The sequence below is a fragment of the Sphingopyxis microcysteis genome (assembly GCF_012274265.1).
In the GTDB taxonomy this organism is placed as follows: domain Bacteria; phylum Pseudomonadota; class Alphaproteobacteria; order Sphingomonadales; family Sphingomonadaceae; genus Sphingopyxis; species Sphingopyxis microcysteis.
Genome location: NZ_JAANYY010000003.1, coordinates 149,303 through 168,750, shown reverse-complemented (window position 1 = coordinate 168,750; position 19,448 = coordinate 149,303). Strand labels below are relative to the sequence as shown.

Sequence of the window (19,448 nt, the reverse complement as noted above, 5' to 3'; positions counted from 1 at the left end):
ATATCGCAAGGCATTGGACGCATGATGGCGGCCATGTGGGGACCAGCAAGAGTTTGATTTGATGGAAATGCCATCGCGGATCGAATCCGGCGAGCGGGGGGATGATGGGGTCGATGAAAGCCAGCGCGGCTTTTTCGGTCTGATCGGATCGCGCATCGGCAAACCGCGCGGCGACATCGCGCCGAACCTGCATACCCGCGAAGCTTTGCTGCTGCTCCAGAATTACGAGGAAAGCGGCCAGGGTTGGTTCTGGTCGACCGATGCCAAGGGCCGGCTGACCTATATCACCGATTCGGTCGCGCGGCTGATGGGGCGCGCCAGCGGTCAATTGCTCGGCACCAGCTTTACCGAGCTTTTCCTGCCGGTCGACAGCCATGGCGAGCGCCAGCGGACGCTGCCCTTCCTGCTCACCAAACAATCGAAATTCGACGAGCTGCCCTTGCGCAGCGCGTTTGAAGGCGACGATCGCTGGTGGGCGATTTCGGGGCGGCCGCAATTCGACGCTGGCGGCAAATTTACCGGTTATCGCGGCAGCGGCACCGACGTCACCGCGCAGCGCCGATCGGCCGAGGACGCATCGCGGCTGGCGCTTTACGATTCGCTGACCGGGCTCGCCAATCGCTTCAATATTTCGAAAAAGCTCGATACCACGCTCGCCGCCTTTGCCCAGCAACAGCGTGTGTGCGCGATCATGCTGCTCGATCTCGACCGCTTCAAACAGGTCAACGACACGCTGGGACATCCGGCGGGCGATGCGCTGCTCAAACAGGTCGCCCAGCGGCTGCTCAAGATCGTCGGCGACAAGGAAATGGTCAGCCGCCTCGGCGGCGACGAATTCCAGATCATCCTTCCCGACGTCGATGATCGCGGCAAGCTTGGTGACATGGCCGCCGACATCATCGCCAGCCTGTCGCAACCCTATTCGGTCGAGGGCAGTCGCTGTATTATCGGCGCTTCGGTCGGGGTGGCGATTGCGCCGTTCGACGGGCTGAGCAGCGACGACCTGGTCCGCAACGCCGATCTCGCGCTCTATGCGGCGAAGGGCAATGGCCGTGGCCGGTTCAGTTTCTATTCGAGCGACCTGCATCAGGCGGCCGAGGATCGCCGCGCGCTCGAGGATGATCTGCGCGATGCCCTGGTGCGCGGCGAAATGGAGCTGCGGTACCAGCCGGTCGTCAACGCCAAGTCGAACCTGGTGACCGGGGTCGAGGCGCTCGTCCGCTGGACCCATCCCGACCGCGGGGTGATCTCGCCTGCGGTATTCATTCCGATCGCGGAGGAAGCCAATCTGATCTGGCCGCTCGGCGAATGGGTGCTGCGCAAGGCGTGCGAGGATGCGGTCAAATGGCCGGGCGACATGCGGGTCGCGGTCAATGTGTCGCCGATCCAGTTCGCCAACGCCGATTTGCCAAAGATTATCGCCAATGCGCTGGCGACGACGGGGCTGGCTCCCGATCGGCTCGAACTCGAAATCACCGAAAGCGTGTTTCTGGGCGATTCGGCCGACACCGCCAAGATGTTCAAAGCCTTGAAGGCGCTGGGTGTCCGCCTGGCGCTCGACGATTTCGGGACCGGCTATTCGTCGCTCAGCTATTTGCAGACCGCGCCGTTCGACAATATCAAGATCGACCAGAGCTTCGTGCGCGACGCGACCGTGGCGGGGTCGCGCAACGGCGCGATCATCGCCGCGATCGTCGCGCTGGCCGAAGCGCTGGAAATGGAGACCACCGCGGAGGGCATCGAATCGCTCGACCAGCTCGACCTGATCCGCAAGCTCAACGTCAGTCACGTCCAGGGCTATGTCTATAGCAAGCCGGTGGTCCACGACGAGCTGCTCGAGCATGCCGAAGCCGGATCGTGGATGATCAAGCCCGCGGGCCCGGCGCGTCAGCGCAACGACCGCTTCTCGCTGTTCCGGAAAGTTGGCGCCATTCACGACAATCATCGCTATGACGTCGTGATCCGAAACCTGTCGTCCACTGGCGCCTTTATCGAGGGGATATTGGACGTGCCGCTCGGCACCCAGTTCGTGATCGATTTCGGCGAGGGGCAGCTCGTCACCGCGACCGTTCGCCGATCGATGAAGCATCAACAGGGCGTCGAGTTTGAACAGACGATGGTCAGCGACGGCAATGGCGGGCTGTGTACACGGCACCGGGTATCGCCCTATCTGATCGCCGCCGCGACCCAATCGACCGCGGCGATGGCGCTGCCGCTGTTCACGACGACGAACGACTGGAAAGCCGCCTGATCGGCGGCGTGGAACCGTCCGCGCGATCGCCCGTTTTGCTCCGGAACAGGAGACAAACATGGCTGATACGAAAATCTTCGCCCGGCTGAAGGCCGATCACGACCGCCACCGCAAATTGCTCGACCAGATCGACGCGACCAAGGGCGACAGCCCCGAGCGCGAGACGCTGTTCGAAGCCTTTCGCGTCGAAGTGACCGCGCATGCGGCGTCCGAAGAAATGTCGCTCTATGCGACGATGCTCGGCAAGCCCGACCTGCGCGAAGAGGCGCAGCACAGCGTGTCGGAGCATAAGGAGATCGACGACATGCTGACCGAGCTTTACGAGATGGATTTCGGCTCGACCGGTTGGCTCACCCGCTTTCGCACGATGAAGGACCGCTACCTCCACCATATCGAGGAGGAGGAAGAAGAAATGTTCCCCGAAGCCGAAGAAGGTCTGTCGGAGGCGAAGAAAAAGGAACTGCTGGCGATCTTCGAGAAGGAAAAGCCGAAGGAAAAAGCCAAGGCGGCGGCCGATGAGCCGTCGAGCGAGGATGCGAAGGAATAAGCGATCGTCGATCCTCCCTGTCGCGGAGCGATGGGGAGGTGGCAGCGCGAAGCGCTGACGGAGGGGCCAAGGCGCAACGGCGCCGCCCCTCCACCATCGCCTGCGGCGACGATCCCCCTCCCCACCGCTGCGCGGCAGGGAGGATCGGCCTGCCGCTCGACTTTTTGCCTCCTGCCCGCCATAGGCGCGCGCGATGACCGCTAGATTCGCTTTTTCGATTGCCGCGACCGATGGTGCCGCGCGCACCGGCACGATCGCAATGCAGCGCGGCGAGATCCGCACCCCCGCCTTCATGCCGGTCGGCACCGCGGCGACGGTGAAGGCGATGCGCCCCGCCGAAGTGCGCGCGACCGGCGCCGACATCATCCTTGGCAACACATACCATCTGATGCTGCGCCCGACCGCCGAACGCATGGCACGGCTGGGCGGCCTCCACAAATTCATGGCTTGGGACCGCCCGATCCTGACCGACAGCGGCGGCTATCAGGTGATGAGCCTGTCGGCACTGACCAAGCAGAGCGAAGAGGGGGTGGCGTTCAAGAGCCACCTCGACGGGTCGCGGCATATGCTGACCCCCGAACGCTCGATGGAAATCCAGCGCCTGCTCGGCAGCGACATCGTGATGGCGTTCGACGAATGTCCGCCGAACGGCGTCGATGCGAAGCGCGCCGAAGCGAGCATGGAGCGGTCGATGCGCTGGGCGGCGCGCAGCCGCGCCGGCTTCGACGCGGGCGGGGAACATGCCGAACGATCGGCGCTATTCGGTATCCAGCAGGGTTCGCTCGACGAAAAGCTGCGCGCGCGATCGGCAGCGGCGCTGACCGAGATCGGGTTCGACGGTTATGCGATCGGCGGCCTCGCGGTCGGCGAGGGGCAGGCGGCGATGTTCGGGGTGCTCGATTATGCGCCCGGTCAATTACCGGCCGACCGGCCGCGCTATCTGATGGGGGTGGGCAAGCCCGACGATCTGGTCGGCGCGGTCGCGCGCGGAGTCGATATGTTCGATTGCGTGCTGCCGACGCGGTCGGGGCGTAACGGGCAGGCTTTTACTTGGGATGGCCCGGTGAACATCCGCAATGCCAGGCATGCCGAGGATCAGGGGCCGCTCGATCCATCATGCGACTGCCCGGTGTGTACGACCTGGTCGCGCGCCTATTTGCACCATCTGGTTCGGTCGGGCGAGATGCTGGGCGCGATGCTGATGACGCAGCATAATCTGCATTTTTATCAGGCGCTCATGCAGGCGATGCGCGACGCGATCGCGACCGGGACCTTTGCGGCTTTTCAGAGTGATTTCGAGGCGCGCTATCAGCGCTGAGGTCAATCGAGCTTGCTCAAAAGGTCCAGCATCGACTGCGGGATCGTTTCATCGACCGTCGATTCATACGCACGGCGCAGGGCGCCATTGACGTCCTGTCCCTTGGTGGAAACCTTCTTTTCCACGTCCTTTGCCGAATTGGCGCCGCGTGGCGCGCGTGTTTCAGACGGCATTATCGAAGCATTCGCTTAACATGGGGCCCGTTGCTAACCGCGCATTTATCAAACCGCAATGGCGCGTTTGTTCTTCCCCATGAAACTAATTTGCGGCTAAATCGTTCCCATGGGGTGAAATTATGTCGGCGGGCGCGGCTTTGGGCCGCTTTTGCCGGTTTTTTGGCGGGTTAAGTCCCGTTTCAGGAGGGAAATTATGTCATTGGGTCAGGCGATCGCGCCGCATCTTCCGTATCTGCGGCGTTATGGTCGGGCGATTTCGGGCAGCCAGCAGAATGGCGACGCGTTGGTCGCGCGTTTGCTCGAAACATTGGTTGCCAACCCCGCGGCGGTCGATACCGCCAGCGACCTGCGCATCCAGCTTTACCGGATGGTCCACGATAATTTCGGCCTCATGGCCGACGCGGCGGCGGCCGACGACGCCGCGCAGCTCACCGACATTGCGATCGCCGACGCGCGCCTGCGCCGCATTCCGTCGCTGGCCCGGCAGGCGCTGCTGCTGACCGCGGTCGAAGGCTTCAATGCCGAAGATACCGGCCGCATCATTGGCCGCGACAACGACGAAGTGAAAACGCTGATTGCCGAAGCGACCGACGAAATCGACCGCCAGACACGCGCGCGCATCCTGATTATCGAGGATGAACCGATCATCGCGATGGACATCGAAATGATCGTCCGCGATCTGGGGCATGATGTCGTCGCGGTCGCCACGACGCATCGCGAAGCCGTGGCGGAAGCGCAAAAGCATCAGCCCGGGCTGGTGCTCGCCGACATTCAGCTCGCCGACAATAGTTCGGGGATCGAGGCGGTGCAGGAAATCCTGACCGACATGAAGGTGCCGGTCATTTTCATCACCGCCTTCCCCGAGCGGCTGCTGACCGGCGACCGTCCCGAACCGGCGTTCCTGCTCACCAAGCCCTATCAACCCGCGACCTTGCGCGCGGCGATTTCGCAGGTGCTGTTCTTCGACGAAAGCACGGTTCCGGCCTGAGCCGCCGTCCGCCCAACGTATCGTCATTGCGAGCGTAGCGAAGCAATCCAGAGCGGTTTACGCGCGCTCTGGATTGCTTCGCTACGCTCGCAATGACGAGGAGGGGTTGATACGATAAGGGTGGCAGGCGATAGCGGCGCGCGATGACGACATCTGACGCCCTCAGCCGCCAGACGGCGCTCAACCGTCTGACCGCCAACGCGCCGTTCCTTGCGCGCCTTGCTGACATTCATTCCGATGACGTGACGCGCTTTCTCGGCGACGGTACCGACGTCGCGCTCGCGACCGTATCGGCGCCGCCCGCCGACGACGACATCATGCGGGCGCTGCGGCATTGGCGCGGGCGAATGGCGTTGCTGCTCGCGCTTGGCGATCTGTCGGGCGAGCATGACGTTGCGACGACGACGCGGCTGCTGTCGGAGTTCGCCGATCAGGCCTGCGACGCCGCGCTCGCCGCCGCCTTTGCCGAGCGCGTTCCCGATGAGGAACCGCGCGGGCTGGCGGTGATCGCGCTGGGCAAGCTTGGCAGCCACGAACTCAACTATTCGTCGGACATCGACCCGATCCTGATCTTCGATCCCGACACGCTGCCGCGCCGCCAACGCGACGACCCGACCGAAGCGGCGGTGCGGATCGCGCGGCGGATGACCGAGATTTTGTCGGCGCGCACCGGTGACGGTCATGTGCTGCGCGTCGACCTGCGCCTGCGCCCGCACCCCGAAGTGACGCCGATCGTGCTGCCGGTGGACGCGGCGATTTCCTATTATGAATCCGAAGCGCTGGCGTGGGAGCAGGCCGCCTTCATTCGCTCGCGCGCGTCGGCGGGCGACCGGGCATTGGGCGAAAATTTCCTCGCCGCGATCCAGCCTTTCATCTGGCGCCGCAGCCTCGATTTCCGCCAGCTCAAGGAAATCGGCGCGATGAGCGACCGGATCCGCGACCATTTTGCGCAGGGGCAGGCGTTCGGGCCGGGCTATGACCTGAAGCGCGGGCGCGGCGGCATCCGCGAAATCGAATTTTTCGCGCAGGTCCATCAGCTGATCTACGGCGGGCGCGATCCGTCGCTGCGCGTTCCGGCGACGGTCGATGCGCTGGCCGCTCTTGCAGCGGCGGGACGCGTCGAGGCGGACGTCGCGGCGCGGCTGTCGGGCCATTATGCCACGCTGCGCCGCATCGAGCATCGGTTGCAGATGGTCGAGGATCAGCAAACGCACTGCCTGCCGGTCCAGCCCGCGGCGCTCGATTGCGTCGCGCGGCTCGACGGCGTCGCCGACGGCGCGGCGCTGCTTGCGATGCTCGAACCCGTCGCCGCCGACGTTGGTGGCTGTTACGACCGGCTCGTCGCCGAACGCGCGGTGACCACCGGCCTGCCGCGCGACGACGATGGCCTGGCGGCGGCGCTGATCGCAGCAGGCTTCGACCCGCCCGACGCCGCGGTCCGGACGATCGGCGAATGGCGCGGCGGCAAGCTGCGCGCGCTGCGCAGCGCGGCGGCGCTCGACGCGCTCGAAACGATGCTCCCCGAACTGGTCAGGGCGCTGGGCGCGGCGCCCGATCCGCAAGCGACGCTGACGCGCTTCGACAAGCTGGTCGCGGGATTGCCGAGCGCGGTCAATTTCTTCCACCTGCTCGCAGCGCAACCGGCGCTGGCGCGGATCGCGACGCGCGTCCTTGCGCTCGCGCCGACGCTCGCCGACGCGCTCGGTACGCGGGCGCAGCTGATCGAGGGGCTCATCGACAGCCGCGCCTTCGATGCCCCCGCCGACAAGCAGCAGCTGCGCGCCGAATGGGCGCCGGGTCTGGCGGCGCTCGACTATGAACGGCTGCTCGACCGCGTGCGCGATCATGTCGGCGAGCGACGCTTTGCCTACGGCGTTCAGCTCGTCGCGGGGGCGACCGATCCGCTGGCGATCGCGTGCGGCTATTCCGAACTCGCCGAGGCGGCGCTGGCTGTGCTGGCCGACGCGACCGTTGCCGAATTCGTCCAGGCGCACGGGCGGATCGTGGACAGCGAGCTTGTCGTGCTTGCGTTGGGGCGCCTGGGGGGCAGGGCGCTGACCCACGCGTCCGACCTCGACCTCATCTATTTGTTCACCGGCGACCACCTTGCCGAATCCGACGGGCCGCGCCCGCTCGGCGCGACCACCTATTACAACCGCCTCGCGCAGCGCGTGACCGCGGCGATGTCGGTACCGACCGCAGCGGGCAAGCTGTACGATGTCGACACGCGGCTGCGGCCGCAGGGCGCGCAGGGGCCACTGGTGGTCACGCTCGACAGCTTTGAACGCTATCAGCGCGAGGAAGCGTGGACGTGGGAGCATATGGCGCTGCTGCGCGCGCGGCCGGTCTATGGATCGGACGGCGCGCGCGCCGAGGTCGAACGGATCATCGCCGAACTGCTCGCGATGCCGCGCGATCGGGCAAGGCTGGCGGCCGACGCCGCGGAAATGCGCGCCAAGATCGCGGCGCACAAGCCGTCGCAGGGCGCACTCGATATCAAGGGTGGCCCCGGCGGCCTCGTCGACATGGAATTCGCGATGCAGGTGACCCAGCTCGCCAGCGGCCAATGCCACGACCCCAATATCGCTGCGGCGCTCGGCTGTTTGCAAGCCGCGGGGCTGGTCCCGGCAGAGGTCGTCGCGGCGCATGGCTTGCTGGCGCGCATGCTCGTGATGCTGCGCCTCACCGCGCCCGATGGCGAGCCGCCGACCGCGGCAGCGCGGCAACTCGTCGCCAGTCAGTGCGGCGAACCGGGCTGGCCGCAACTGCTTGCCGCGCATGACGCGGCGCGGCAGGAGATCGCAAATTGGTGGACCTCGATTCGCCCCGCCCAGCAGGAGACAAAGCCGTGACCCTCGCAATCGGAGATGCCATTCCCGCGGTAAAGCTGCTCGACGCCGACGGTGCGACGATCGATCTCGCCGCGATGACCGGCGCCCCGCTGGTCGTTTATTTCTATCCCAAGGCCGATACGCCGGGCTGCACGGTCGAAGCGCAGGACTTCACCCGCCTTGCGCCCGAATTCGCGCATCTGAACGCGCAAGTGCTCGCGGTGTCGCGCGACGCCCCGGCAAAGCTGTGCAAGTTTCGCGACAAATATGGCCTGACCGTCCGCCTCGCGTCGGATGAAGACGGCGCGGTGTGCGAGGCGTTCGGCACCTGGGTCGAAAAGCAGAATTACGGGCGCAGCTATATGGGGATCGAACGCTCGACCTTTCTGTTCGGCGCCGATGGCAAGCTGGCGAAGGAGTGGCGCAAGGTGCGCGTCAAAGGGCATGCCGAAGCGGTGCTGGAGGCGGCGAAGGCGCTCTAGGATATGGTGCCTTTGCAATCCGTTTGTCCTGAGGAGCCATTGAGCTTGTCGAAATGGCATCTCGAAGGACGCGGACGGTGCGCTGCTGTCCTTCGAGATGGGTCTTCGCCAAGGCTCAGCCCCTCCTCAGGACGAACGGCAATATGACTATGCAAAGTATCGGCGAAGCCGCGCGTGCGGTCCTGCTGACGCCGGATCCGCACGACAAACGCCGCGCGGCGCGCGGTCTGGCGCGCGCGTGGCGACAGGGGCGGCTCGATCATCGCTGCGATACGGCGATGCCCGACGAGCCCGCGTGGCCCGCCGCGCCCGAACTGCTCGAACCCAGCCGGATGCCGCGGCGCGGCAAGGGCGGCTCCGAACGCGGGCGAATCGCGCTGCTCCACGCGCTGGCGCATATCGAATTCGTCGCGATCGACTTGGCGGTCGATCTCGTCGGCCGCTTTGGCAGCGAATTTCCGCGCGCGTTTGTCGACGACTGGATCGGCGTCGCCGCCGACGAAGCGATGCATTTTGCGCTGCTCGACCGGCGGCTGCGTGCGGTCGGCAGCCATTATGGCGCGTTGCCCGCGCATGCCGGACTATGGGAAGCGGCGCAGGTCACGGCGGACGACGTCCTGGCGCGGCTCGCGATCGTGCCGATGGTGCTCGAAGCGCGCGGGCTCGATGTGACGCCGCCGACAATCGCGCGCTTCCGGGACGCGGGGGACGACGCATCGGCGCGGATCCTGTCGCGAATCTACACCGACGAAGTGCGCCACGTGCGCGCTGGCACCCGATGGTTCGGCTGGATGTGCGACGAACGGGGATTCAACGCCGTCGAAACGTGGCAGACCCTCGTAAAAGCGCGATTTCGGGGGGCGTTGAAGCCACCGTTCAACGACTCGGCGCGCCACGACGCCGGTCTGACGCAAGAATACTATGGTGTTATTGCGTCTTAACCATTGGGATAGCACACAGGCTTCGCGGGGGATGAGCAATCATCCAAACCAACAAACACCGGCGCCAAAGCCTTTTGATGACTTTGGCGACATGGCACACGCGGGGTCGTATTTTGATAAACACTCTTCTGACGCAGAAGTTGCATCAAGTCGCAATGCTCTGCGCCGCAGCATGTTTCATGACGGCAACGCCCGCCGTTCAAGCTGCCGAAACCAGCGCCGATGCCGGCATTATCGTTCCCGACGAACCCGATGACGACAGCTTCACCGCTGGCGTTCCGTCGGTGGGCGAAGACAGCGAAGCCCGCGCGATTTTCCAGGCGTGGAAGCGTCTCGACACCGGCCTGACCGCCTCGCTCGGCGTTGCGGTGCCGTCGCGCCGCCCGATCGACCAGATGTCGCTGTCGTCGTCGTACGGCATGCGCGTCCACCCGGTGACCGGCAAGGTCGCGCGCCACAATGGCATCGACATTCCGGCGCCGCACGGCACCCCGATTTACGCGACCGCCGACGGCATCGTCGGCCGCGCGCAGCGCCTTGGCGGCTACGGCAATTATGTCGAAGTCGAACATGGCAACGCGATCCAGACGCGCTACGGCCATATGTCGTCCTACATTGTGCGCCCCGGCCAGCAGGTCAAAAAGGGCGATATTCTGGGCTATGTCGGTTCGACGGGTCGTTCGACCGGCAACCATTTGCATTATGAAGTCCGCATCGAAGGCGCACCGGTCAATCCGATGCCGTTCGTGCGGTCGGACCAGATGGCGATCGCCGCAATCACGGGCAAAGATGTCGCGATGGGCGGTCCCGAATAAGGAATAATGACGAGCTTTCCTGGGTCGGAGAGGAGGGGCGCCAGGCGGGATAACCGTCGCGGCGCCCTTTTCATTTGAGACAAAGCGCCTATCTAGCCCCCATGGTCACGCAGCTTTCCGATATCACCCTGTCGCCCGCCGCCGCGGCGCGCGTCCGCTGGATCGCCGACCGCAAGGGCGAGACGCAGGCAGCGTTGCGCCTCGCGGTCGATGGCGGCGGCTGTTCGGGTTTCACCTATCGCTTCGGCCTCGCCGAGAGCATCGAGAGCGACGATATCGTCACCGAAACCGATGGCGTGAAACTGGTTGTGGATCCGATCAGCATCGATCTGGTGCGCGGGTGCATCGTCGATTTCGTCGATTCGCTCGGCGGATCGTCGTTCAAGGTCGAAAACCCCAATGCGGCCTCGGGATGCGGCTGCGGATCGAGCTTCTCGATTTAGATCTCAAACCGCGGAGACAATAGTCACCGTAGCCCTGAGCCTGTCGAAGGGCGCCTCACCGAGAAGCGCCCTTCGACAGGCTCAGGGCTACGGTGCAAGGCATTGAGGTGCGTTTGCACGGGCCGATACTTGTCTATGCACCAATCTTGCTGGCATAGGTGCGCGATGAAAATCGCGACCTTCAATATCAACGGGATCAAGGCCCGCCTGCCGCGCCTGATCGAATGGCTCGAGGAAACCCAGCCCGATGTCGCCTGCCTGCAGGAACTGAAATCGAGCGACGAGACGATGCCGACCAAGGAGATTGAGGCGGCGGGTTACGGTTTTCTCTATCACGGGCAAAAGGGCTTCAACGGCGTCGCGATCCTCGCCAAGGGAACCCAGCCGGTCGAAACCCAGCGCGGGCTGGCGGGCGAAGACGAGGACGAGCAGTCACGCTATCTGGAAGCCGACGTCCAGGGGATCCGCGTCGCGTCGATCTACCTCCCCAATGGCAATCCGCAGCCCGGCCCGAAATTCGATTACAAGCTGCGCTGGATGGCGCGGCTGCGCGAGCGGGCGAAGTTCCTTCTCGCCGCCGAAATTCCGACGATCCTGACCGGCGACTACAATGTCATACCGCACGACGACGATGTGTGGGATCCGCGCGCCATGGCCACCGACGCGCTGATGCAGCCCGAATCGCGCGATGCGTGGTTCCGCTTGCTCGGCGACGGCTGGACCGACGCAATCCGCAGCCGCCATCCGGGCGGGCATGTCTGGACCTTCTGGGACTATCAGGCGGGCGGCTGGCAACGCGATCATGGTTTCCGCATCGATCACCTGCTGCTGAGCCCCGCGCTCGCCGACCGGCTGATCGACGCCGGGGTCGACAAGGACCACCGCGGCCGGGAGAAGGCCAGCGACCATGCGCCGACCTGGGCGGTGCTGGCTTGAAGCGCGGGCATAAGCAAAGCGGCGGTTAACGAGCAACAGGCGCCTTTGATCCTCCCTGTGGCGAAGCCATGGGGAGGGGGACCGCTCGCGAAGCGAGGGGTGGAGGGGCCGCGACGCCGGCGTTGTCGCCCCTCCGTCAGCGGCTGCGCCGCTGCCACCTCCCCATCGCTTCGCGACAGGGAGGATTCGGCAGCGACTCTCCGCTCCAGCTCCAGCAGTTCAGCCCAAAGGCTTGTCGTAAATCTGGTACACCCGGTTGACCTTGGCATCGATCGCCTCGGCGACCGCGTTCATGCCCTGATTGTCGTCGAGCACCCAGCCGATGTCGCCGCGCTCGGTGCCATAATCGCGCACCGCATCGCGACGGATGAATTCGATCATCATGAAGGCGAGGGTGCTCGCCATCCGGCTGTTCTGCAGCTTTTTGGCGACCCCCATCAGCGGTACGCGCAGCGTGCGACTTTTCGGCTTGCGCAGCCACCACAGCAGCCTCGCCCAGTTGAAGGGGAGCAGCGATCCGTCCATGTCGATCAGCAACTCGTTGATGTTCGGCAAGACAATCATGAAAGCGACGGGCTCGCCGTCGACTTCGGCGACGCGGATCAGATCCTCGAACACCAATGTTTTCAGCTTTTTACCGACAAAGGCGATTTCGCTGTCGGTCAGCGGGACGAACCCCCAATTGTCCGACCAGGCATCGTTGAGCAGGCCCATGATCAGCTTGGCTTCGGCATCGAAGCGGCTTTTGTCGACCTTGCGAATCCGAATGCGCGCGTTCTTTTCGCCCGCGGCGACGATGCGATTGACCAGCGGCGGGAAACCGTCGGCGACGTGGACGTCGTAGTTTAGCAGCTGCTTGATCGGGCGATAACCGCTGTCCTCGATCCAGCCGCGATAGAGCGGGCTGTTGTGCCCCATCATCACCGTCGGGCGGTTGTCGAACCCCTCGATCAGCAGCCCCGGTTCGTCCCAGATCGAAATCGAGAGCGGGCCGAGCGCGCGGTGCATCCCCTGACTGCGCAGCCAATCCTCGGCGGCAACGAGCAGCGCGCGGGTCGTTTCCGCATCCTCGGCTTCGAGCAGCCCCCAGTTGCCCGTCCCCGGTCCCATCCCCTGTTCGGCGGGCTGCGCGAGCGCGAGTTCGTCGATATGCGCCGAAATCCGGCCGACGGTGCGGCCCTTGCGGCGCGCCAGGAACAATTGCGCCTTGCCATGTTCGAACCACGGATTTTTGCCGGGCGTGAGCAGGTTATACACCTCGCCCTTCAGCGGCGGCACCCACGCCGGATCGCCGCGATTGAGCCGAAAGGCCAGCTCGACAAACTCGCGCCGGTCGTTCTTGTCCTTGACCGGGTGGATGGTGATCGGTCCGTCCGAATGTCCGCTCATACTGGTTTCCTGAAATGCCAACCCTATATGTCGGATGACGCATTAGGGCATCGCCGCGGCGCTGGCGACCCGCATTTGGCCATTTTGCTGCCACGAAATCATGGTGAAGAGCGAGCGTTATGACGACGATCAATCCCTCTGCCGATCGGGTCGCGACCCCCTTCGCGCCGTCGGCACCGAAAACGCCCAAGTCGGCGATCGCCGACGACATGGCGATGATCCGCGCCGCGTCGGAGCTGACGCGCGACCTCGTCACGCCGTCGGCGCGCATCTATTGGACCGATTTTCTGGCATCGACCGTCATCGGTTACGCGGGCGTCGCGGGCGCCATTTTGGCGCCGACGCTCGCTTGGTCGCTCGCCGCCGCGCTGATCGCGATCCTCGCGCTCTATCGCGCCGGCAGCTTCATCCACGAGCTCACGCATATCCGCAAAAACGCGCTGCCGGGTTTCCGCTTCGCGTGGAACCTGCTCGTCGGCGTGCCGCTGCTGATCCCGTCATACATGTATGAAGGCATCCACAGCCTGCACCACAACCGCACCAAATATGGCACGGTCGACGATCCCGAATATCTGCCTCTGGCCTTGATGAAGCCGTGGACGGTGCCGCTGTTCGTGGTCGCCGCGGCGTTCGCGCCGCTGGCGCTCTTGTTCCGCTATGCGGCGCTGACCCCGCTGTCGTTCCTGATCCCGCCGCTGCGCCGGATCGTCGTCGAGCGTTATTCGGGCATGATCATCAACCCGCTGTTCCGTCGCAAGGCGCCCGACGGCGATTTCCGCCGCATGTGGGCGTGGCAGGAGGGCGGCGCGTGGGCGTGGTCGAGCCTGCTGATCGCCGCAGGCGTCTTCGGCTGGGTGCCGCTGCGCGCGCTGCTGATCTTTGGCACGATCGCCGCGGCGACGCTGGTGCTCAACCAGATCCGCACGCTCGTCGCGCATCTGTGGGAAAATGACGGCGAGGTGCTGACCGTGACCGGCCAGTTCCTCGATAGCGTCAACGTGCCGCCACCGGGGCTACTCCCCGAGCTGTGGGCGCCGGTAGGGCTGCGCTACCACGCGCTGCACCACCTGCTGCCGGGTGTCCCCTATCATGCGCTCGCCGAGGCGCATCGCCGGTTGAAGGACGTGCTGCCCGCCGATTCGCAATATCATGGCGCGAACTATGATAGTTTGCCGAAGCTGGTGGCGAATCTGGTCGCCGGTTCGGCGCGGGGGGCTGCGGCCTGAGGAATGGAACGTCGCCCCCGCGAAGGCGGGGGCCGCTAGCTGCCTGGTCCCGCGCTGCTGCGTAAACCGACTGCGGCCCCCGCCTGCGCGGGGGCGACGGTTCGTTTTCGTCACTGACTGTTTCTAACTCGTCATCCCGGCGAAGGCCGGGATCTCGCCGGTGCGGTTGGACGATAGGTTGAGATCCCGGCCTTCGCCGGGATGACGACATTATGGATGGCAGGTTGTTCGTCGCGAGCCGACGCTGATCCTATTCCTCGGTCCGGATCAAAATCATCTCGCCGATCAGCGCGAACAGGATGAACGGCCCCCACGCCGCCAGAAACGGCGAGTAGGCGCCCAAATCCCCCATCGCGAGGGCGAAATTGTCGGCGACGAAATAGGCGAAGCCCAGCCCCATCCCGACGATTGCGCGAATGAACAGCTTGCCCGACCGCGCGAGGCCGAACGCCGCGACGGCGCCCAGCAGCGGCATCAGGATCGCCGACAACGGACCCGAAATCTTGTGCCACAACACGCCTTTCAGCGCCCCGACCGGGCGGCCCGCGGCCTCCAGATCGTCGATCGCTGCCTTCAGCTTCAGGAAGGGAAGCTCGTCGCCGTCGACCTGCGCCAGCGTGAACTGGTCGGGGCGCACCGACTTTGCCGCGACGATCGTTCCCAGCGGTTCCAGCGTCCCCGACCGGCGGATGAAGCGGCGCGCATTGGTCATTTCCCAACCGCCCCCGGCCACCGCGCGCGCGCTGTCGGCCTTCAGCATCGACGACAGCACGCCGCCGGTGCGTTCATAGATGGTGACGCCGCGCAGCACGATCGCAGGTCCGCCGGTTTCGACCGTTTCGGCGTTGATCAGATTGTTGCCGTCGCGCACCCAGATGTTGCTGCGCACGCCATTGTCGGGGGGCACCCGTTTATACTCGACCTTCTGCCAGGCGCTGAGCGCCGCGGTCGAGCGGGTGACGATGCGTTCGTTGAAGGCAAAGCTGATCCCGGCGACGAGCAGCGCGGCAAGGAACAGCGGCGCGAGTACCTGGTGCGCCGACATCCCCGACGCCTTCATCGCGATAACCTCGCTGTTCTGGTTCAGCGTCACCATCGTCAATATCGTGCCGAGCAGCACCGAAAAGGGCAGGAAGGTTTCGATGATCTGCGGCAGCCGCATCCCGACATAGCGCCAGACATCGCTGTCGCTGTTGCCCGCGACCGCCAGGATCTTGCCGCTTTCGCCGAGCAGGTCGAGCGTTTGCAGGATCAGCACCAGCGCGAACAGGATCGAGAAGGAGCGGACCAGGAACAGCCGCCCGACATAGAGCGCCATCGTGCGCGACGGGAAAAAATGAAGCTGGTGCATATCAGGTCAGGCTTTCCACGCCCCGCGGCTTGCGCTGGAACATCGTCATCAGCCCGCGAATCTTTTGCGCCGTCTTTGCCGCAACGCGCTCGAGCGCGCCGATCGGCTGGCCGCCCGGCACATGCGCAACGACATAATACATCCAGATCGCCAGCGCCGCGAACAGCAGGAAGGGAACCCACAGCGCGATCACCGGATCGACGACGCCGCGCGCGCCCATGTCCTCGGCATATTGGTTGATCTTGTGCTGGGTCACCAAGAGCACGATCGACAGGAAGACCCCGAGCGAGGAGGTCGACCGTTTGGGCGGGATCGCCAGCGCCACCGCGATCAGCGGGATGAGGAACATCGACAGCACCTCGACGATGCGGAAATGGAAATTGGCGCGCGATTCCAGCCGCGTCTGTTCCGACTGGCTCTGGTCCTTGCCCGCGACGAACAGTTCGGGGATCGTCATTTCGCGGTCGGCGCCGCCGCGCAGGCGGAACGCCTCGATCTTGGGCAACGGGATCGGCAGGTCGTGATTGTCGAAGGTCAGCACCCGCGGCACCGCAAATTTGGGCGATTCGTGGATCAGCACGCCTTGCGACAATCGCAGGATGATCGTGTTGGGGTCGTCGGTGGCCAGGAACTGCCCGCGCGCCGCGGTCGCCGATACGCGCTGGCCGTCGCGATTGTCGCCGCGCACGAAAATGCCGCGCAGCGACTTGCCGTCGTCATAGCTTTCTTCGATGCGCAGCGTCATGCGGTCGCCGAGCTTGGTGAACTCGCCGACCTTGATCGACGCCCCCAGCGCGCCCGAGCGCAGTTCGAACTGCAAGCCTTCATAGGCATAGCGGGCGACGGGCTGGATGAAGCCGACGATCGCCAGATTGAGCGCGGCCAGCGCCAGGGCGTAGGCAAAAGGCACGCGCATCAGCCGCCCGAAGCTCATCCCGACGCCCTTCAGCACATCGAGCTCGCTCGTCGTTGCAAGCTTGCGGAAAGCCAGAAGAATCCCCAGCATCAGGCCGATCGGAATGCCCAGCGAAAGATATTCGGGGATGAGGTTCGCGAGCATCCGCCACACGATGCTGACCGGCCCACCCTCGGTGGCGACGAAATCGAACAGCCGCAGCATCTTTTCGAGCACGAGCAGCATCGCCGACAGGACCAGCGTACCCAGCATGGGAAAAAAGATGAGCCGCGCGATGTAGCGGTCGATGGCAGGCAGCTTATTCAATCTTTCGTCGCCCCATCACCATGATTTGGCCGCAGTTGTTTCCGATATGCCGATTCAAGGGCGACAGGGGCCCGTGTCGGCAGGTGCATCATGCGTTTGTCGGCGTGGCTATAACCTCTGGAGGAATTGAGGTCATGTCGAAAATTATTCTCGCCGGTATGCTCGCCGCCGGAGCGCTGATTGCGCCCGTCGCGGCGCAGGGTGCTGCGCTGGGTCCGGCAGCCGCCCTGTGCAACAGCAATGCGACCGCGGTGCAGGTCGATGTGCGCGGATTCAAGGCGCGCACCGGCACGGTGCGGGTCCAGATCTACAGCGCGAACAGCAGCTATCTGGAAAAGCGCAAGTGGATCGAGCGCGTCGACGTTCCCGTCTCGCGCGCCGGGACGATGTCGGTGTGCGTCCCGGTCAAGCAGCCGGGCAATTATGTCGTGTCGGTTCGCCACGACATGAACGGCAACGGCAAATCGGACCGCAGCGACGGCGCCGGCCTGTCGGGCAACCCCGACATGAAGGTCAGCGATTTCATCTTCAAGCGGAAGCCCAAACTGGCGACGGTCAGCTTTGCCGTCGGCGGCTCCACCAAGCGCGTGCCGATCGTACTGAACTACGTCAACGGCTTGTCGTTCGACCCGGTCGAATAGGGACCAGATGGCCAGCGTCGCGCTCCTTTCCAACCCGCGTTCGACCGGCAACCGCGCCCTGTTGCCGCGGGTTCGCGAATATTGCGCGGCGCATCCCGACATCTTTCATTATGAGGTCGAGGACGTCGACCAGATCGGTGAGGCGATCCGCACCATCGCGATGGTTGGGCCGCGCGTTGTGGTCATCAACGGCGGCGACGGCACGGTGCAGGCCGCGCTGACCGAACTTTATTCGGGCGGCCATTTCGGCGGTTCGCCGCCGCCGGTCGCGGTGCTGCCGAACGGCAAGACCAACCTGATCGCGCTCGACCTTGGCGCCGCGGGAGATCCGATCAAGGCGTTGCAGCGGGTGATCGAACTGGTCAATTCGGGACAGCTGGAGGATCATGTGATCCAGCGCCAGCTGATCTCGCTCGACAGCGGCGGCGAAACGCGCCCGGTGCTCGGCATGTTCCTGGGCGGTGCCTATCTCGCCGATGTGATGCTCTATTGCCGCAATCGCATCTATCCGCTCGGGCTGCCCAACGGCATTTCGCATTTCCTGGCCGCGATCCTGGGCCTGTTTGCGATGATGTTCGGCCTCGGCGGCGGGCGCCTGCCCCCAAGCCCCGAGGCGATGACGGTGTCGCTGATCCGCCAGGGCGAGTTCAAGGGCAAATTTTCGCTGCTGATCGTGACCACGCTGGAAAAGCTGCTGCTCAGCATCCGCACCACCGACAGCGCCGGGCAGAGCGGGCAGATGAAATTGCTCGCGGTCGAGCGCGGCCTTGGCGCGCTGTTCCGCATGCTGGGCGCCACCTGGCGCGGGACGCTGGGGCAGCGCCAGCTCGATGGTGTCCACTTCCAGCAGGGCGACGAGATCCGGATCGAGGGCGAGCGGTCGAACGTGATTCTCGATGGCGAGATTTTTCAGGCCAAGAACGGCATGCCGATCATCCTGACTTCGACCCAGCCCGTGCCGTTCCTGCGCCTCGCCGCCTGAGCGTTCGCGCATGTCCGACCTGATCGACCTGGTCCGCGCCGAACTGTCGACTCCGGTCGACCCGCGCGTCGCCGCCATGGCACAGGCGATCGCCGCCGAATATCCGGGCAGCGCGCGCGCCGTGCTGTTTTACGGCAGCTGCCTCAGGATGAGCGAACTCGACGGGCTGATGCTCGATTTCTACCTGATCGTGTCCGATTATGGCGATGCGTATCCCAAGCGGTGGATGGCGGCTGCCAATCGGCTGATCCCGCCCAATGTCTTTCCGTTCGCGCACCGCGGGCTAATCGCGAAATATGCGGTGCTGTCGGAAAGCGATTTTCACCGCCTGAACGGGCCGGAGACGCGCAATGTGTCGGTGTGGGCGCGCTTTGCGCAGCCGTCGCGGCTGGTATGGGCGGTCGACGATACGGCGCGCGACCGCGCCGTCGCCGCCGTCGCGCGCGCCGCGCCGACCTTGCTGGCGGCAGCGGGCAAGGTCGATGGCGAGGCGCCGCTCGATTGGTGGCGACGCGCCTTTGCGCTCACCTATTCGGTCGAGCTGCGCGCCGAACGGGCGGGGCGCGCGCAGTCGGTGGTCGATGCCGACACCGACCGTTACCAGCGTTTCAGCGCCCCCGCGATGGCGGCGATCCCGGTGGCCGCGCGCAGTGGTGCATGGGCGCGGCGGCGGATCGAGGGCAAGGCGCTCAGCATTGCGCGGCTGGCCAAGGCCAGCCTGACTTATGCCGGTGGGATCGATTATCTGGCGTGGAAGATCAATCGCCACGCGGGGACCAAGATCGAAATCAAGCCGTGGCAGCGCCGCTGGCCGCTGATCGCCGCGGTCACGCTGGTACCGCGGCTGATCAAGGGCGGCGCGATCCGGTAGAATGCGATACGTCATCCCGGCGAAAGTTGGACTCTCGC

18 protein-coding genes are annotated in these 19,448 nt (G+C 64.9%); 14 read left to right on the top strand and 4 right to left on the bottom strand.

From position 1 onward, the window contains the following. Positions 1–61: 61 nt before the first annotated feature. From G9408_RS08475 to tgt, 3 genes are all read left to right on the top strand, one after another. Complete coding sequence (locus tag G9408_RS08475) at positions 62–2,251, top strand: EAL domain-containing protein (RefSeq protein ID WP_168453613.1); 2,190 nt, start codon at positions 62–64, stop codon at positions 2,249–2,251. Between the two features lie 58 nt (positions 2,252–2,309). After that, complete coding sequence (locus G9408_RS08470) at positions 2,310–2,798, top strand: hemerythrin domain-containing protein (RefSeq protein ID WP_168453612.1); 489 nt, start codon at positions 2,310–2,312, stop codon at positions 2,796–2,798. Positions 2,799–2,991: 193 nt separating this feature from the next. Further along, entirely contained in the window at positions 2,992–4,116 is a 1,125-nt protein-coding gene (gene tgt / locus G9408_RS08465) for a tRNA guanosine(34) transglycosylase Tgt (protein ID WP_168453611.1), read from the top strand. A 2-nt stretch (positions 4,117–4,118) separates the two neighbouring features. Here tgt and G9408_RS08460 read toward each other — a convergent pair whose 3' ends face one another. Continuing rightward, positions 4,119–4,289, bottom strand: coding sequence for a NepR family anti-sigma factor (locus tag G9408_RS08460; RefSeq protein ID WP_168453610.1), 171 nt, complete (start codon positions 4,287–4,289; stop codon positions 4,119–4,121). A 196-nt stretch (positions 4,290–4,485) separates the two neighbouring features. Between G9408_RS08460 and G9408_RS08455 the strand changes: the two genes are divergently transcribed. The 7 genes from G9408_RS08455 to xth all read left to right on the top strand — a co-directional run bounded on the left by G9408_RS08455 (position 4,486) and on the right by xth (position 11,728). Next, positions 4,486–5,280 (top strand): response regulator, encoded by a 795-nt coding sequence (locus G9408_RS08455; RefSeq protein ID WP_168453609.1) that lies wholly within the window; start codon positions 4,486–4,488, stop codon positions 5,278–5,280. Between the two features lie 143 nt (positions 5,281–5,423). Continuing rightward, positions 5,424–8,132 (top strand): bifunctional [glutamine synthetase] adenylyltransferase/[glutamine synthetase]-adenylyl-L-tyrosine phosphorylase, encoded by a 2,709-nt coding sequence (locus tag G9408_RS08450; protein ID WP_168453608.1) that lies wholly within the window; start codon positions 5,424–5,426, stop codon positions 8,130–8,132. After that, complete coding sequence (locus G9408_RS08445; protein ID WP_287406775.1) at positions 8,129–8,593, top strand: peroxiredoxin; 465 nt, start codon at positions 8,129–8,131, stop codon at positions 8,591–8,593. The genes G9408_RS08450 and G9408_RS08445 overlap by 4 nt, the downstream gene beginning before the upstream one ends. 149 nt (positions 8,594–8,742) lie before the next feature. Continuing rightward, the gene (locus G9408_RS08440; RefSeq protein WP_210423325.1) at positions 8,743–9,534 is read left to right on the top strand and encodes a ferritin-like domain-containing protein; all 792 of its coding nucleotides are present in this window, start codon (positions 8,743–8,745) and stop codon (positions 9,532–9,534) included. 179 nt (positions 9,535–9,713) lie between these two features. Next, a complete protein-coding gene (locus G9408_RS08435) occupies positions 9,714–10,349 on the top strand; it encodes a M23 family metallopeptidase (protein ID WP_232014807.1) in 636 nt (211 codons plus the stop codon). Positions 10,350–10,450: 101 nt separating this feature from the next. After that, complete coding sequence (gene erpA / locus G9408_RS08430) at positions 10,451–10,792, top strand: iron-sulfur cluster insertion protein ErpA (protein ID WP_168453606.1); 342 nt, start codon at positions 10,451–10,453, stop codon at positions 10,790–10,792. Between the two features lie 165 nt (positions 10,793–10,957). Further along, positions 10,958–11,728 carry an exodeoxyribonuclease III gene (gene xth, locus G9408_RS08425; RefSeq protein WP_168453605.1) on the top strand — a complete coding sequence of 257 codons (771 nt, stop codon included), beginning with the start codon at positions 10,958–10,960 and terminating at the stop codon, positions 11,726–11,728. Positions 11,729–11,947: 219 nt separating this feature from the next. Here xth and G9408_RS08420 read toward each other — a convergent pair whose 3' ends face one another. Then, positions 11,948–13,117: an N-acetyltransferase gene (locus tag G9408_RS08420; RefSeq protein WP_168453604.1), complete on the bottom strand. Its 1,170-nt coding sequence runs from the start codon at positions 13,115–13,117 to the stop codon at positions 11,948–11,950. Positions 13,118–13,236: 119 nt separating this feature from the next. Here G9408_RS08420 and G9408_RS08415 point away from each other — a divergent pair, with 119 nt between their 5' ends. Next, on the top strand, positions 13,237–14,343 hold the full coding sequence (locus G9408_RS08415) for a fatty acid desaturase family protein (protein ID WP_168453603.1): 1,107 nt from the start codon (positions 13,237–13,239) through the stop codon (positions 14,341–14,343). A gap of 250 nt (positions 14,344–14,593) precedes the next feature. Here the strand turns inward: G9408_RS08415 and lptG are convergent, their stop codons facing one another. Next, positions 14,594–15,694, bottom strand: a complete 1,101-nt coding sequence (gene lptG, locus G9408_RS08410; RefSeq protein ID WP_168453602.1) for an LPS export ABC transporter permease LptG — start codon at positions 15,692–15,694, stop codon at positions 14,594–14,596. 1 nt (position 15,695) lies between these two features. Next, positions 15,696–16,916 carry an LPS export ABC transporter permease LptF gene (lptF, locus tag G9408_RS08405; protein ID WP_168453601.1) on the bottom strand — a complete coding sequence of 407 codons (1,221 nt, stop codon included), beginning with the start codon at positions 16,914–16,916 and terminating at the stop codon, positions 15,696–15,698. Positions 16,917–17,050: 134 nt separating this feature from the next. Between lptF and G9408_RS08400 the strand changes: the two genes are divergently transcribed. From G9408_RS08400 to G9408_RS08390, 3 genes are read left to right on the top strand one after another with little or no spacing between them, the layout of a single operon-like run. Further along, positions 17,051–17,557, top strand: a complete 507-nt coding sequence (locus G9408_RS08400; protein ID WP_235957632.1) for a DUF2141 domain-containing protein — start codon at positions 17,051–17,053, stop codon at positions 17,555–17,557. A 7-nt stretch (positions 17,558–17,564) separates the two neighbouring features. Continuing rightward, on the top strand, positions 17,565–18,539 hold the full coding sequence (locus G9408_RS08395; protein WP_168453600.1) for a diacylglycerol/lipid kinase family protein: 975 nt from the start codon (positions 17,565–17,567) through the stop codon (positions 18,537–18,539). Between the two features lie 10 nt (positions 18,540–18,549). Beyond that, entirely contained in the window at positions 18,550–19,410 is an 861-nt protein-coding gene (locus G9408_RS08390; protein WP_168453599.1) for a hypothetical protein, read from the top strand. Positions 19,411–19,448 lie beyond the last annotated feature (38 nt).

Bases quoted from the DNA above. Each gene is read 5' to 3' on its own strand.
- G9408_RS08475 (WP_168453613.1), top strand. From the start codon at position 62: ATGGAAATGCCATCGCGGATCGAATCCGGCGAGCGGGGGGATGATGGG.
- G9408_RS08470 (WP_168453612.1), top strand. From the start codon at position 2,310: ATGGCTGATACGAAAATCTTCGCCCGGCTGAAGGCCGATCACGACCGC.
- tgt (WP_168453611.1), top strand. From the start codon at position 2,992: ATGACCGCTAGATTCGCTTTTTCGATTGCCGCGACCGATGGTGCCGCG.
- G9408_RS08460 (WP_168453610.1), bottom strand. From the start codon at position 4,289: ATGCCGTCTGAAACACGCGCGCCACGCGGCGCCAATTCGGCAAAGGAC.
- G9408_RS08455 (WP_168453609.1), top strand. From the start codon at position 4,486: ATGTCATTGGGTCAGGCGATCGCGCCGCATCTTCCGTATCTGCGGCGT.
- G9408_RS08450 (WP_168453608.1), top strand. From the start codon at position 5,424: ATGACGACATCTGACGCCCTCAGCCGCCAGACGGCGCTCAACCGTCTG.
- G9408_RS08440 (WP_210423325.1), top strand. From the start codon at position 8,743: ATGCAAAGTATCGGCGAAGCCGCGCGTGCGGTCCTGCTGACGCCGGAT.
- G9408_RS08435 (WP_232014807.1), top strand. From the start codon at position 9,714: ATGACGGCAACGCCCGCCGTTCAAGCTGCCGAAACCAGCGCCGATGCC.
- erpA (WP_168453606.1), top strand. From the start codon at position 10,451: ATGGTCACGCAGCTTTCCGATATCACCCTGTCGCCCGCCGCCGCGGCG.
- xth (WP_168453605.1), top strand. From the start codon at position 10,958: ATGAAAATCGCGACCTTCAATATCAACGGGATCAAGGCCCGCCTGCCG.
- G9408_RS08420 (WP_168453604.1), bottom strand. From the start codon at position 13,117: ATGAGCGGACATTCGGACGGACCGATCACCATCCACCCGGTCAAGGAC.
- G9408_RS08415 (WP_168453603.1), top strand. From the start codon at position 13,237: ATGACGACGATCAATCCCTCTGCCGATCGGGTCGCGACCCCCTTCGCG.
- lptG (WP_168453602.1), bottom strand. From the start codon at position 15,694: ATGCACCAGCTTCATTTTTTCCCGTCGCGCACGATGGCGCTCTATGTC.
- G9408_RS08400 (WP_235957632.1), top strand. From the start codon at position 17,051: ATGTCGAAAATTATTCTCGCCGGTATGCTCGCCGCCGGAGCGCTGATT.
- G9408_RS08395 (WP_168453600.1), top strand. From the start codon at position 17,565: ATGGCCAGCGTCGCGCTCCTTTCCAACCCGCGTTCGACCGGCAACCGC.
- G9408_RS08390 (WP_168453599.1), top strand. From the start codon at position 18,550: ATGTCCGACCTGATCGACCTGGTCCGCGCCGAACTGTCGACTCCGGTC.